We start from the raw sequence: 14306 nt of genomic DNA on the forward strand, positions 1-14306 counted from the left end.
GCTGGTTTCGAAAGCTCACCCTTGGTACACACCCGACCCGAGATGCGATAGACAACGGGAGCCTGCCACCCCTGTACACATGTTGATATCTGGAAAGCGGAGCAGGATTTGCCGGCGGCGCAGTGATTCCAGAATGAGGTGACTGCACCGCGTCGCCTGGCTAGAAACGGGTTCTCGCTAGCAGTCGATTCGCGAGGGACGGTGACCACGCTACCGATAACGCGGCTCCTGCCGAAGGTCCGCTGTCGGCGGCGAGCTGACCTCTGAATATCCTCCTTGGCGTCCACTCGAACGACGAATAATGGCCGACCAGAGCTGCCAGATTCGTCAGTGGTCCAGTTCGATGCGCAAGCGAAGAGACTCAGCGAATCCATAGGCCGCCGTCTTTCGGAAGCGCTCGATCAAGACACCATCGCATGCTGCGATAACCCGCTGCGAGGCTATATTTTCGGGGTCAACCGTTAGCTCGACGTAGGACAACCCTTGCAGCCTCGCTTCGCCGAGCATCAGGTTGAGCGCCTGCCTGGCGTAGCCGTTGCCTCTCTTCCAAGGCGCGACAGAGAAGCCGATATGTCCAAGCACGTTCGGCGGCAATTCGGTTGTTCCAGCCTGCCGACGAAATCCGATTGCGCCGCTGACGTCGCCGTCCCGGATCCATCGGACAATGCTTGGCAGTAGTTTGCGCGGTGCCGCCGAATGTCTCAAATTGGCCGGACATCGTTTGAGCGCCGCCCGGCCGTGACGGTCACACGTCGGTCTGCTCCGCCATCTCGAAGTGAGTCGTCGACCTCGATACCAGGATACCGCACCGGGCTCTCCAGCTTGCTATGTCCGAGAAACAACTGTACCGCCCTGAGATTCTATGTGTGACGCTAGATCAGCGACGCCTTGGTCCTGCGCATCGTATGCGTCCCGTTAGCCGCATCGGCAAGTCCGATTGCACCGATCCACTTATGAACCAGCCGGGCGTATTGCCGTGTCGAGAGATGCTGCGAGCCTTGGAGTCGAATCGGCAAAAGATAGTCGCCCACCGAGAGTTTCAAGGGGCGTACCGTGCGCTGCCGGTAGCAATGGCTTCCATGACGATCTCCTCTTGACGGAAGGAGAAACAGTTTGCGCCCGGCGCCGCAGGGCAATGAGTGAGCCGTTGCGGAACCCGACGTCGAAAGTTGAAATGTCGGCTCCGAAGGCAACAACTGGCCATAGGCCGTCTATAGCGTGCCGATGCCTCGTAAATTATCGACCGCTCTGCTCTAAGGGGGCGCTTACGCGAAGGGGAACGGGCCTGCGAAGTGCCCCACGTAACATAAGTGGGAGACCGCCGACTTACTACGACCTGTCCAGCGATGCAGCATGTATGCAGGTGGTTCGAGAAAAGAGGCGGGTTGCGCGTCCGCTTCAACTCGCAGCGCGATCTGAGTGGTCGTGCTCGGGCAGGTGAATACCGGAACGTTCCCCAGACGCGTCTGCATTGACCGGTGGACGTGTCCGGCAAGAATTCGATCTACGTTGAAATGGCGCGCAAGAACCGCGGCAAATGCGTCCGCATTCCGTAACCCGTAGAGGTCCAGATAAGGAATGCCCGTCAAGAACGGTGGGTGATGCATGACGATAACCACCGTCTGATCGCGATGCTCGATAAGTTCGGTATCGAGCCAAGCCAAGGTTTCGGCGTCCAGTTCACCGTGATGTAGTCCGGGAACGGAGGTGTCCAACGCCACGAGCCGCAATTCGCCCACGTCTAGCGCGAACGAAAGTGCCCCCTTGTCTGGAAGCCACGCGTGCTCCGGGAACGCCGCTCTTAGATTGGCACGGTCATCGTGATTACCCGGTAGAACCACGAAAGGTCGCTTCAACCCGGCGAGCATTTCGCGAAGCTTTTGATACTCGTCTTCGGTGCCCTCGTCCGTGAGGTCGCCGGAGATGACAACCAGGTCTGGCTCAGGTCGAATGCGGTTAAGCGCATCGATGGCTGCCGAAAACATTAGATTTGAATCCACAGCGTCTTGATACAGGACGCCGTGAGGCCGAACATGAACATCTGAAAGTTGTGCGATGACCGTCACCCATTTCTCCGTTGGCTTTGACCTGCGCGAGCGTAGATCAAAGAGATTTTAGGCCGGACAAAATTCGCCCATCGACAGAGCCTTTTGTGACATCGACCTTGCTCCGAACGTCCACAATTCTGTGTCCGAGTGGCTGATTGGGATGGCGGACGTTGGGTTAGGAAGCACGAGAGACCAATCATGGCCGACTACCGCCTGATGCGAAATGCCTATTTCGCTCGATCCTCGCGAGCAGGCGACCGGTGGCGCGCGACCCGTAAGCGCCCTTCGTCGTGGCTCTTGAAACGGCTCTTCGTCGCCGCCAGGCGGTCGCTGGCAAGGACACGCGACCAACCGCAAATCCGTTGGTTAGTTGTGGCACATGCAAAGCTCGAACTCGTGTCCGTCAGGGCTGCTCAGTACGATGCTTTTCATCGACTCGATCAAATACACGTTCCGAAGTTTCATGAAGTGTCACCGAAAAGGATGTCAACCGAATTTAGCAGACGTCAAAAAATTGGCTCACTGCAAGGTCAACCAGACTTCATCCTGTGATTGAAGCTTGAGCATCGTGCAACAGGCATGAGCATCCAAAGGCGGACGTACGATTGATACGTCTGAACATCGGCTTGCGGCCCGCTAAGCGCCGAGCCCGCTTCGGACCGGGTTCCAATGCATGTTGCATGCCCCAAGAAATACCCTGCTAACCCACGGCGTCCATATACCTATCCATCATGTGGCAGAAGCGTAGGCGGGACCCAGCGCGCCTGCGTGTGGAGGTTGGCTTAAGCGCCGGTATCGCGCGGGTAACCTGAATCACGACTCTGCATGTGTCGACACCGGGCGACGGAGCGTCGTAGAACTTCGATATAAGCACGCGGTTGCCGAAAGCGCGTCCTCGATAGGTGTGTCGGTTTGACCTGATAGCGCCTGAGGCGTTTCGGCAGCATCAGCAGCATGTGAAAACGGCATTGCGATAGTTCCTGCCCTACGCGCACGGCGATGGTGCTTCAATGCACGGTCAAGGTGCCAACGCTCCGCAAAGGTTGCACGCACATCCGGTTGCGAACGGTAGATAAAGGGATTCGGACTTTGCGCCACCCTGGCACGAAGCTCGCTTATAGCAGGACACAGAGTAGAAGCGGCTAGCGACCGGTACGGCCTTTCAGGCAGCCGGCAACGTGGGGCATTGCTCTTGGGGCGCATCGTGCGCCCACGTCGATCGTCGATCGGCGTTTGAACGGAACCGTCGGGTTCCGCCAACAAGGAGCGAGCGATGCAGAAGCCCCAAATGATTCATCCCCTCTTCGTCGTCAAAACGGTGCTCTCGCGCGCCGTGATCCCGCTCCGTTCCACCATCGCCCACACCCTCTGGAGTGCCTCCATGAATCTTCTGCTTCGCGTTGCGCGCTGGCTTCGGCACGCGCGTTCTGCCGGCGTGTGTTCGGCTATTTTGATGACGTTGCTGCCCACGTTTGTCCGCGCCGACGATCACGTCACCCTCCTCACAAGCTGGTATGCGCAGGCCGAGCATGGCGGCTTTTATCAGGCCGTTGCGACCGGGATCTACAAGAAGTACGGACTGGATGTGACGATCCGCATGGGCGGCCCGCAGGTCAACGGACTTCAACTGCTGGCAGGCGGTCAGGCCGATTTCATTCTCGGTTACGACTTCCAGGTGTTGTCCGCCGTGGAAGCAAAAATTCCGGTGACGACCGTGGCCGCCTCGTTCCAGTTCGATCCACAGGGCATGCTGACGCACGATGACGTCAAGACGCTCGCCGATCTCAAGGGCAAGATAATTCTGGTTGCCGGATCGGGGCGCACGAGCTGGTGGCCCTGGCTCAAGTCGAAGTACGGCTACAACGATGCACAGGCGCGCCCCTATACCTTCAACCTGCAGCCGTTCTACGTGGACCGCGATGTGGCCATGCAGGCGTACCCCACGTCTGAGACCTTTCAGGCCGACGCAGCGCACGTCAAGACACACTTTTTCCTCTTCGCCGACGCGGGATATCCGCCGTACAACACGACCATTGTGACGATGCGCGACACGCAGAAGAACCGGCCCGAGCTGGTCGCGCGTTTCGTGAAGGCGTCGATGGAAGGCTGGAAGAGCTATCTGGGCGATCCGACGCCGGGTAATGCGCTGATCAAGAAAGACAATCCGCAGATGAGCGATGCGCAGCTCGCGTACGGCGTCACGCAGATGAAGAAACTGCGACTCGTCACGGGCGGCGATGCAGCGACGCTCGGCATTGGCGCGATGACCGATGCGCGCTGGAAGCGCACCTACGACTACATGGTCAGCGCGGGCCTGCTGAAGTCCGATACGGATTATCGCAACGCCTACACGCTGAAATTCGTCGACACCCTCAAGGTCATGCCCTGAGCACCGCATGGAACAAGGAGAAATTGCATGCTCGTCACGCAACAGAAAGTGCTGCGCCGCTTCTGGTACGCCATCATGCCGATGACGCAACTCGATGCGGGACCTCAACCGTTCACCTTGCTGGGCGAACCGATCGTGCTTTGGAAAGGCGCGGATGGTCAGCCGCACGCATTGCGCGACCGCTGTTGCCATCGCACGGCGAAGCTCTCGAAAGGCTTCGTCGACGCCGATGGGCATATCGCCTGCGGTTATCACGGCTGGACATACGACTGCAGCGGGCGCTGCGTGAAAATTCCGCAGAACGACGGCACGGCGATTCCGTCGCGCGCCGTGGTGCCAGCCTATCGCTGCGAAGCGCGCTATGGCTACGCGTGGGTCGCGCTCGACGAACCGCTTCAGCCTATCCCCGAATTTCCCGAAGAGGCGGCAGGGGGCTATCGGCGCATTCTGCAGTTTTACGAACGCTGGGAAACCAGTCCGCTGCGCATGATGGAGAATTCCTTCGACAATTCTCATTTTAGTTTCGTGCATAAGGCCAATTTTGGTTTGTTCAGCAGTCCAAAGCCTTCAAGGTACGAATTTCGTCCACACGACTGGGGCTTTGAGGCTGAAACGCACGTACCTGTGCGTAATCCACCTGCGAGCCATCGCATTACCGGCACGACTGAGGAAATCACTGAACGCCACCTGCTGAACCGCTGGTTCATGCCGTTCGCGCGACGTTTTGGTTGCGTCTATCCGGCAAGCGGCGTTCATCACATCATCTATAACTGTGCGACACCGATCGACGATCGCTCGATCATGCTCTCGCAATGGCTCTATCGCAACGACACCGAAGACGCGTGCTCCACGCAGGAGCTGATCGACTGGGATCGTCCGATTACCGACGAAGACCGCGACATACTCGAAGCGACCGACTACGACGCCTGCATCGACGTTCGCCGGCAACAGGAGTGCCACATGGAGTCGGACCAGCCGGGGCTGCTGATGCGCCGCATGCTGCTCAAACTTCTCGAAACGCATGGCGAGCGCGAAGTGTTTCGCATCGAAACGGAGGTGTGACCATGACGGTTCCCTTGCTGGCTGTCCAGCGCGTGGACAAGTGCTATCCCAACGGCACGGTCGCGCTCGACGACGTGCGGCTCGATATTGAAGCAGGCGAGTTCATCTCGCTGCTGGGGCCGTCAGGGTGTGGGAAAAGCACTCTGCTCAAGATGTTCGCCGGAATCGAAGCGCCCACGCACGGCCATCTGCGCTGGTGGGGCGGTTCGTTCGCAACGGTAGGCACGCCTGGGCGGCGCCTGTCGTTCGTGTTTCAGGAGGCGACGTTGATGCCGTGGGCGACGGTTGCCGACAATGTGCGGCTGCCGCTCGATCTGGCGGGTGTGCCGCGCAGGCAAGCGGATGCGCGTGCGTGCGAGGCGCTCGAAGGCGTCGGTCTGGGCAAGTTCTGTAACGCGCGCCCGCGCGAGCTGTCGGGCGGCATGCAGATGCGGGCGTCGCTCGCGCGTGCGCTGGTGACAGAACCCGATCTGCTGTTGCTCGATGAGCCGTTCGGCGCGCTCGACGAATTTACCCGCAACCGGCTCGACAGCGATCTGCGCGAGTTGTGGCGGCGGCGCGCGATGACGGTGGTGTTCGTCACGCATAGCATCCAAGAGGCGGTGTTCCTGTCGAGCCGCGTGGTGGTCATGCAGGCGCGCCCTGGCCGGGTGATCGCCGACGTGCCGATTCACGGTCCTGCCAGCCGCGATGACGCGTGGCGCGTCAGCGCGCCGTTTATCGAACATACGTGTGCGCTTTCAACACTGATATCCAGCGCCCACTCTGCATCGCAGATCGAACAGGACAGTGAGGTGAAATCATGAGCGGACAATCGATGCAAATGGCGAGAACCCCACACGATAGCCCGGCAAAGGCCACCCGCACTCGCGTGCCGCTGCTTCGCCGCCCAGGCGTAGCGCGTGCGCTGGCGCCGTGGTGCGTGGGGTTACTGATGCTCGGCATCTGGCAGGCATGGTGCACGTTGGGCGCGGTGCCCGCTTATCTCGTGCCATCGCCGGCGGCCATCATCGAGCAACTGTTGCAGGACTGGCCGATGCTGTTCGTGAGCCTGCTCGCGACGCTCAAGATTACCTTGCTCGCATTCGCGGTGGCAACGGTGCTGGGCGTGGCGATTGCCCTGCTGTTCGTGCAGAGTCCGCTGATCGAAGCGAGTTTCTTTCCCTATGCGGTGCTCCTGCAAGTCACGCCCGTGGTGGCGATCGCGCCGCTCATTATCATCTGGGTGAAGAACACCACGGCAGCGCTGGTGGTGTGCGCAATGCTCGTCGCACTGTTTCCGGTGATCTCCAATACCGCACTGGGACTACGCAGCGTGAATCCGGGACTCGTCAGTCTGTTTCGCATTCATCGCGCCACGCGCTGGCAGACGCTGGTACGCCTGCGAATTCCGGGCGCGCTGCCATACTTCTTTGGTGGACTGCGCATTTCCAGCGGTCTTTCGCTGATTGGCGCGGTGGTGGCGGAGTTCGTTGCGGGCACCGGCGACAGCGGAGCAGGGCTGGCTTACCAGATCCTGCAGGCGGGTTTCCAGCTCAATATCCCACGGCTTTTTGCGGCGCTGCTGCTGATCACGGTGACGGGCGTCGTGCTGTTTGGCCTGACCGTATGGCTGTCGCGTGTCTGCCTGCGCGGCTGGCACGATAGTGAGCTATGACGCGTTTCTCGACGAGGCATTCCTGATGACATTGACTTCTTCCACTACGCTGATCCGCAATGCCGCCGCCATCATGACGGGCGGCAACCCGCGCAAACACGAGGCGACGCGTCTGGCCGGCCCCGACATTCGCCTGTGCGGCGACAGTATCGAAGCGATCGGCCCGCTTGCGCCGTTGCCTGGCGAGCAGGTGATCGACGCCACCGACTGCGTGATTTATCCGGCGTGGGTGAACACCCATCATCACCTGTTCCAGTCGCTGCTCAAGGGCGATCGCGGCGGTCTTGACGCGAGCCTGACGCCCTGGCTTGCGGCGACGCCTTATCGCTTTCGGGCCTCGTTCGACGAAGCGCGTTTCCGTCTGGCGGCACGCATCGGCCTGATCGAGCTGGCCCGCTCGGGCTGCGCGACGGTCGCGGATCACAACTACCTCTACTATCCGCAGATGCCGTTCGACAGTTCGGCGATTCTCTTCGAGGAAGCCGAACGACTGGGCCTGCGCTTCGTCTTGCTGCGGGGCGGCGCGACGCGCACGCGCCAACTGGAAGCCGACTTGCCGATGGCATTGCGCCCCGAGTCCTTCGACGACTATCTCGCCGATATCGAACGCCTGGCCGCGCGCTATCACGATCCGTCGCCGCGCGCGTCGCGACGCGTTGTCATGGCGCCAACCACGGTGCTGTATTCCATTTCGCCCCACCAGATGCGCGAGAGCGCGGCGTTCGCGCGGCGACTTGGCTTGCGTCTTCACAGTCATCTTTCGGAGACCGTGTCGTATCAGGACAGCGCGCAGTCGATGCACGGCTGTTCGCCTGTGGCGTTTTGCGGCGAATACGACTGGCTTGGTGACGACGTCTGGTTCGCGCATCTCGTCAAGCTGGACGCCGATGAAATCGCTTTGCTTGGCCAGACTGGCACGGGCGTGGCGCATTGTCCGCAGAGCAACGGGCGGCTGGGCAGCGGTATTTGTCCGCTGACCGAACTGGCTGCGGCGGGTGTGCCCGTGTCGATCGGCGTGGACGGCGCGGCGTCCAATGAAGCCGCCGACATGATTTCCGAAGTCCATATGACATGGCTCGCCCAGCGTGCGCGCGTGGGGATGGCCGCGCGGCCGGTCTACGCGGGCGGGACCTTCGAAGGCGGCGCGCACGCGGCGAGCGTCGAGGATGTGATCCATTGGGGCACCGCGGGCGGCGCGGATGTGCTTGGCCTGAACGAGCTGGGCCGTATCGCACCCGGCGCGCCTGCTGACATCGCCGTTTATCGTCTGGACGATCCTCGATATTTCGGTTTGCACGATCCTGCCATTGGTCCCGTGGCGAGCGGCGGCCGGCCTGCGCTGAAGGCGCTCTTTGCGGCGGGCAAGCCGGTTGTGATCGACGATGCGATTCCGGGTCTCGATTTGGAAGCGCTGGGCCGCGAAGCGCGCGCGGCCGTGCGTGCTTTCTATTGACATGTGCAGGATGGCGGCAGTGTATCGATGTCGACGCGGCAGCGATATGCACGTCAACTACGCTAGCGCCCGGTCGACAAGGGCGCGGCCGGCTCATTTTCAAGTTCTTTAGCGTAGGCGTCCAGGTACTCACCCACATGTGTCTTCAACGTCTCGACGAAGCGCTTGATTTTTGCGTCGACGAACTGTCGGGAAGGGTAGATCGCATAGACGTTGCGGACATGCGTGTGGTACTGCGGCAGCACACGAACGAGTGCGCCGCTGCGCAGGTCATCCATCGCCGAGAATGCCGCGAGAAGGCCGATACCTGCCCCATCTCGAAGCGCTTGTGACATGGCGTCCATATCGTTGACGCTGAAGTGCGGGCCGGCAGGGCGGAAAGTCGCATCGCCCCCGGCGCTTCTCAGATGCCATTCGTCGGGCGCGTAATCGACCGTCCCGAGCAGAAGGCATTGATGGTCGATGAGGTCTTCCGGGCGCGTCGGTGCCGGATGGGCGGCCAGATACTCGGGCGACGCTGCGAGGATGCAGTGGCTGGTGCCGATGTTCTGGCTGACATAGGCGGAGTCGGGCAGCGTCCGCGTTATCACGATGCCTACGTCCAGCTGCTCTTCGAGCAGATTCGGCATGCGCTGGGATAGCAGCAGCTCGACCGTGACCTCCGGATGTGAGTTGCGATACGCCATCACCGCACGGGTCACGAGATTGCGCCCAAGGCCGGGCACCGAGTGAACGCGCAAGGTGCCGCGCGGCTCCAGCAGGGCGTCTCGGGCCTCGGCTTCTGCGTGTTCCACGTCGGTCAGGATGGCGACACACCGGTCATAAAACCGCCGGCCCGCGTCCGTGATGACGAGGCGGCGCGTCGAACGCTGCATGAGCCGTGTGTCCAGCGACTCCTCTAGCACCGAAACCGCGCGCGAGATGTTACCCACAGTCGTGTCGAGATGGTTCGCGACGGCAGTAAAGCTGCCCATTTCGACGACTTTTGCAAAAACCGACATGTTATATAACTTGTCCATCCCACCTGTCCCATTCGTCTGATTTCACCGTTCCGGCGTCCGTGTTGCGCGTGCCGCGTTGCCTTGCGGCGTCTGGCGCCCGGCCATCATAGGCGAGCGCCATTCTGTATGTCGGTAAGCGTAACTGAAGCCATAACTGAAGCCGACGGCCGGATTTTCCCTCTCACGGAAAGAATCATTCTTTCTGCCCCGACTAAAACCGGAGAGCCATCCCGCCTAGACTGGGTTCCGCAGACAGGCACTCACTGACAGTCTCAAGCGGCCTCCCACCAGTTTCGTGAACGCGATTACGCCGGGAGGAGCGCGAATATCTGGCAACGTATGAGTGCAAATTTATTCGGATTACAAACTATATTGAGGATGGAAAATGGACGCTCACTACGACTTCCTGTATCTCTTCATCAACGGTGAATGGATTGCGGCCGGCGAACGCGACACTGCCAGGGTTGTGAATCCCGCCACATTGCAGGAACTTGGCCGCGTGCCGCTCGCAACGGCGGCGGATCTCGATCAGGCCTTGCAGACGGCGGAGCGTGCCTTCGACGTCTGGCGCAATACCGTGCCCGCAGAGCGCGCACGCATTCTCAAAGACGGCGCGAACCTGATTCGCGAGCGTTCAGAGCACATCGCCGGATTGCTGACGCTCGAAGAGGGCAAGCCGCTTGCCGAAAGCCGCGATGAAGTGCTGCGCGCCGCCGACTACTTCGAATGGTTCGCCGAAGAAGCGCGTCGTATCGATGGGCGCGTTGTTCCGTCGAACCGCCGCGGCGTGCAGCAACTCGTGAAGAAGCAGGCCATCGGGCCGGTCGCCGCCTTCACGCCGTGGAATTTCCCGGCCATCACGCCTGCCCGCAAGCTCTCGGCGGCGCTGGCTGCAGGATGCAGCGTCATCATCAAACCGGGCGAGGAAAGCCCAGCGACGGCGCTTGCGCTTGCCCGAGCACTGGACGACGCAGGACTGCCCAAGGGCGTGCTGCAGGTCGTGTTCGGCGTGCCCGATGAGGTGTCGAAAACGCTGATTGCTTCGCCGATTATCCGGAAAGTGACTTTCACCGGCTCCGTTCCCATAGGCCGCCTGCTCGCTGCACGCGCCGCCGAAGGCGTAAAGCCGATTACGCTCGAGCTTGGCGGTCATGGCCCAGTCTTGGTCTTCAAGGACGCGGACGTCGAGCGGGCCGCCGTCGAAGGCGCAGCGAACCGCTTTCGTGGTACGGGCCAGGTGTGCATCTCCTCGACCCGTTTCCTGATTCAGCGCGAGGTCTACGACGAGTTCGTTGGGCACTTTGTGTCGGCGACCCAGGCGCTGAAGGTGGGCGACGGCATGCAGCCCGGTACGCAGGTCGGGCCACTCGCGAATCCGCGCCAGATTGCCAAGATGGAAGAACTCGTTGCAGATGCCGTGGCGCGCGGCGCGAAGGTGCTCGCTGGCGGCAAGCGCGTCGCGGGCGAAGGCTACTTTTTCGAACCGACTGTGCTGGCGGACGTGCCGATGGAGGCCCGCGTGATGCACGAAGAGCCGTTCGGCCCCATCGCGGTAATGATGCGTTTCGACCAGCTGGAAGATGGACTAGCCGAAGCTAATCGCCTGCCGTATGGCCTCTCGGCTTATGCGTTCACGAACAACGCGCGTACTGCCCTCGACGTTGGCGACGGGTTGGAAGCCGGAATGATTGGCATCAACCAGTATCGCATCGTGTCGACGGAGCTGCCTTTCGGCGGCCTCAAGGAAAGCGGCATCGGCTCCGAAGGCGGTGCCGAGGGTATCGAGTTCTATCTCACCAACAAATTCATCAGCCAGGTTTGAGGAGCGCCCAATCATGTCAAAAGCTAATTTCGACAGCCCGCGCGAAGCCGCGCGCGCATTCACGCCGAAGCTCGCCGCACTCGTCGATGACGTGCTGTTTCCACAGGTGTGGGCCGACACGGCGCTGTCGCTGCGCGACAGAAGTCTCGTAACTGTCGCCGCCCTGATTGTGGGCGGCCATCACGACGAACTGCCCGCGCATCTGCGGCGTGCCGTGAGCAACGGCGTCACACGCGAAGAACTTGCTGCAACCATTACCCACCTCGCGTTCTACGCGGGTTTCCCGGCCGCAATCTCGGCTTCCGCCGCTGCGCAATCGACGCTCGGCGATGTACAGGCATAACAGGACACGCAATCATGAAAGCCATCACCTTCAACGAATTCGGCGATGCCGATGTTCTCAAGCTCGCCGACGCTCCCAACCCGGAACTGCGCCCCGACGACCTGCTTGTCCGTGTATACGCAGCAGGCGTGAACCGTGCTGACCTCACGCATCGACGTGGCGGTTACGGCCGGCCGAATTTCGGCGACTCGACCATCATGGGACTGGAAATCGCGGGTGAAGTGCTGGAAGTCGGCGCCTCGGTAGAAGGCTATAAGGTTGGCGACCGCGTGATGGGTGTGGTTGGCGGCGGCGCATACGCCGAACTTGCACGCATCGACTGGCGTATGGCGATGCCGATTCCGGCGCAGCTCGATTACGTGCACGCGGCGGCCATCCCCGAAGTGTTCGTCACGGCGCACGAAGCGATGATGCATCTCGGACGCCTCAAGCAAGGAGATTCCGTGCTCATTCACGCGGCGGCGGGCGGCGTGGGTTCTGCTGCGGTCCAGCTCGCATACGCGACTGGCGCGACCGTGTTTGCAACCGCAGAGGGATCGAAGCTCGAACGCGTGGTTCAACTCGGCGCGGACCATGCTATCGACTACCGAACGCAGGATTTTGCAGCGCTCGTGGCACAGAAGACAGATGGGCGGGGCGTGGATGTTGTGATTGATTTCGTCGGGGAACCGTATTTCGCGCGCAATGTCGCTTCGCTCGCGCATGGAGGACGGCTTGTGCAGGTCGGGATACTCGGCGGCGGTGGGCAGGTGAGTGTCGACCTGGAGACCATTCTGTATCGCCACATCCAGATTATCGGCACGGTCATGAAGTCGCGTGCACAGGCTGAAAAGCACGCCATGGTGCGACGGTTCCGCGAGCAATGGCTCAACCGGTTCACTGGCGGCCGGCGTCTCGAACCTGTTGTAGACAGCACGTTTCCTCTGGCACGCGCCGCTGATGCGCATCGGCGAATGGAATCGGCGGGGAATGTGGGGAAAATCATCCTGACGACAAGTTGAGTTCCGGCGGCAGGCTGCGGGATTCGCTCCGACCTGGATGGCTGAATTCAGGTGAGCACAGAACGAGACCGCAGACGCCACGCATACGCACGCACAAGAAATTCGATTGCCAGACCAAATAACCCAATGTACGTGCCATGGCTACCGGCTCCCAAAAACGTGTACTCATTGTGCTGCGTTGTCCACTAAAGGAGGGTGAGGCAGAGCCCTCCAGTAAACAGAGGGAGCTCAGTGCGCCGCAGTCTGAACAATGCGATCGCTCCACCCGATTGCAATGCGATCGTCAGCCCGAGGAGTGTCCAGAACAGCGGCGGCATTGAATCGATGGCTGTGCGTGCCTGCACAGAATGTGACGCCGAGCGCCAAAGAGGAGCAGGCCACCGGCGGCAGGCACGACGGTTAACTCAACGGTCGATTGAGCGACCGATGACATGACGCAAACACCTGTTCAGTGACCGTAACGCGCCAGCGTAGACCGGCCGTCATGCTTTCCCACTACCCCCGGCTGCGGAGCCATGCTTCGTAGGCATGCGGGTGAGCCTGGAAAGTCTTTTTCCGTTGCGAGCTGAAACGCTACTCTGCATCCACGAGTTAGAGCATTTCACACGAGCCGGACGACGTCGCCGTCGCCGCCGCGTAACTCGCGTCCAGTGACGGCAACTGCATATCAAGCAACAGATATTGCGCGCTCCCCTGGAATCGAAGCTCTCGCTGCGTTGCGTTTGACCTTAACTTAACTGACTGGAGCCGCGAAATGAACCAACCCGTCGTCCTGATCACCGGCGCCCTCACGGGCATTGGCCGTGCAACCGCTTTTGCATTCGCCCGCGTGGGCGCACGCCTGGTCGTGTCGGGCCGCCGTGCCGCGGAAGGTTCGGCGCTGGAGGCCGAATTGCGCGAAGCCGGCGCACAAGCTTTCTTCGTGCAGGCTGACGTACGCCGCGACGAAGACGTGCGTCACCTCGTCGACGAAACCGTTGCCCGCTTCGGCCGGCTCGACGTTGCAGTCAACAACGCTGGCACGGAAGGTAAGCCGGGACCTGTAGTCGATCAGACTGCCGAAAGCTACGCGGATACCTTCGACACCAACGTGCTCGGCACCTTGCTGAGTCTCAAGCATGAACTGCGCGTGATGACCGCACAGCAAGCTGGCAGCATCATCAACATCTCCTCGACCTATGGTCATGAAGGTGCGGCCTTCGCTTCGGTGTATGCGGGCAGCAAGCATGCTGTGGAAGGGATCACGAAATCGGCTGCGCTTGAGGCCGCGTCGGCGCGAGTTCGCGTCAACGCCGTGGCTCCCGGCCCCACCGACACAGGCATGTTGGACCGTTTCACCGGCACGCCGGAGAACAAGGCGTCGCTTGCGGCAACGGTTCCGCTCGCACGAATCGGCAGGCCCGACGACATCGCGGCGGCGGTGCTCTACCTGGCCAATGACGGGGCTGCGTTTGTTACGGGGCAGATCCTCACCGTCGATGGCGGCAAGACAGCGGGTTGAGCTTTCAACGCGTATTCAGGCTTCCTGCG

General features: G+C 61.1%; 12 protein-coding genes and 2 pseudogenes. 10 read left to right on the forward strand and 4 right to left on the reverse strand.

Going from position 1 to position 14306, the window contains the following annotated elements:
* Positions 1-327: 327 nt before the first annotated feature.
* From F4827_RS11210 to F4827_RS11215, 3 genes and pseudogenes are all read right to left on the reverse strand, one after another.
* Positions 328-735 (reverse strand): annotated as a pseudogene (locus F4827_RS11210) (GNAT family N-acetyltransferase); the annotation flags it as partial.
* 10 nt (positions 736-745) lie between these two features.
* Positions 746-1037 (reverse strand): annotated as a pseudogene (locus tag F4827_RS35200) (tyrosine-type recombinase/integrase); the annotation flags it as partial.
* Between the two features lie 228 nt (positions 1038-1265).
* Positions 1266-2066, reverse strand: a complete 801-nt coding sequence (locus F4827_RS11215; RefSeq protein ID WP_183723783.1) for a phosphodiesterase — start codon at positions 2064-2066, stop codon at positions 1266-1268.
* Between the two features lie 180 nt (positions 2067-2246).
* Here F4827_RS11215 and F4827_RS11220 point away from each other — a divergent pair, with 180 nt between their 5' ends.
* From F4827_RS11220 to F4827_RS11245, 6 genes are all read left to right on the forward strand, one after another.
* Positions 2247-2600: a hypothetical protein gene (locus tag F4827_RS11220; protein ID WP_183723782.1), complete on the forward strand. Its 354-nt coding sequence runs from the start codon at positions 2247-2249 to the stop codon at positions 2598-2600.
* A 901-nt stretch (positions 2601-3501) separates the two neighbouring features.
* Positions 3502-4437: an ABC transporter substrate-binding protein gene (locus F4827_RS11225; protein WP_260175111.1), complete on the forward strand. Its 936-nt coding sequence runs from the start codon at positions 3502-3504 to the stop codon at positions 4435-4437.
* Positions 4438-4464: 27 nt separating this feature from the next.
* Positions 4465-5499 carry an aromatic ring-hydroxylating dioxygenase subunit alpha gene (locus F4827_RS11230; protein WP_183723780.1) on the forward strand — a complete coding sequence of 345 codons (1035 nt, stop codon included), beginning with the start codon at positions 4465-4467 and terminating at the stop codon, positions 5497-5499.
* A gap of 2 nt (positions 5500-5501) precedes the next feature.
* A complete protein-coding gene (locus F4827_RS11235; RefSeq protein WP_183723779.1) occupies positions 5502-6305 on the forward strand; it encodes an ABC transporter ATP-binding protein in 804 nt (267 codons plus the stop codon).
* Positions 6306-6322: 17 nt separating this feature from the next.
* Positions 6323-7156: an ABC transporter permease gene (locus tag F4827_RS11240; RefSeq protein WP_183724030.1), complete on the forward strand. Its 834-nt coding sequence runs from the start codon at positions 6323-6325 to the stop codon at positions 7154-7156.
* Between the two features lie 25 nt (positions 7157-7181).
* Positions 7182-8609: an amidohydrolase family protein gene (locus F4827_RS11245; RefSeq protein ID WP_183723778.1), complete on the forward strand. Its 1428-nt coding sequence runs from the start codon at positions 7182-7184 to the stop codon at positions 8607-8609.
* 62 nt (positions 8610-8671) lie between these two features.
* Here F4827_RS11245 and F4827_RS11250 read toward each other — a convergent pair whose 3' ends face one another.
* Positions 8672-9628 (reverse strand): LysR family transcriptional regulator, encoded by a 957-nt coding sequence (locus F4827_RS11250; RefSeq protein WP_183723777.1) that lies wholly within the window; start codon positions 9626-9628, stop codon positions 8672-8674.
* A gap of 367 nt (positions 9629-9995) precedes the next feature.
* Here F4827_RS11250 and F4827_RS11255 point away from each other — a divergent pair, with 367 nt between their 5' ends.
* The 4 genes from F4827_RS11255 to F4827_RS11270 all read left to right on the forward strand — a co-directional run bounded on the left by F4827_RS11255 (position 9996) and on the right by F4827_RS11270 (position 14277).
* Complete coding sequence (locus F4827_RS11255; RefSeq protein ID WP_183723776.1) at positions 9996-11432, forward strand: NAD-dependent succinate-semialdehyde dehydrogenase; 1437 nt, start codon at positions 9996-9998, stop codon at positions 11430-11432.
* A 13-nt stretch (positions 11433-11445) separates the two neighbouring features.
* Complete coding sequence (locus tag F4827_RS11260) at positions 11446-11775, forward strand: carboxymuconolactone decarboxylase family protein (RefSeq protein WP_183723775.1); 330 nt, start codon at positions 11446-11448, stop codon at positions 11773-11775.
* A gap of 14 nt (positions 11776-11789) precedes the next feature.
* Positions 11790-12776, forward strand: a complete 987-nt coding sequence (locus F4827_RS11265) for an NAD(P)H-quinone oxidoreductase (RefSeq protein WP_183723774.1) — start codon at positions 11790-11792, stop codon at positions 12774-12776.
* A 754-nt stretch (positions 12777-13530) separates the two neighbouring features.
* Positions 13531-14277: an SDR family NAD(P)-dependent oxidoreductase gene (locus tag F4827_RS11270; protein ID WP_176122920.1), complete on the forward strand. Its 747-nt coding sequence runs from the start codon at positions 13531-13533 to the stop codon at positions 14275-14277.
* The last annotated feature ends 29 nt before the right edge of the window (positions 14278-14306 follow it).

This window comes from Paraburkholderia bannensis (genome assembly GCF_014200455.1).
Classification (GTDB): domain Bacteria; phylum Pseudomonadota; class Gammaproteobacteria; order Burkholderiales; family Burkholderiaceae; genus Paraburkholderia; species Paraburkholderia bannensis_A.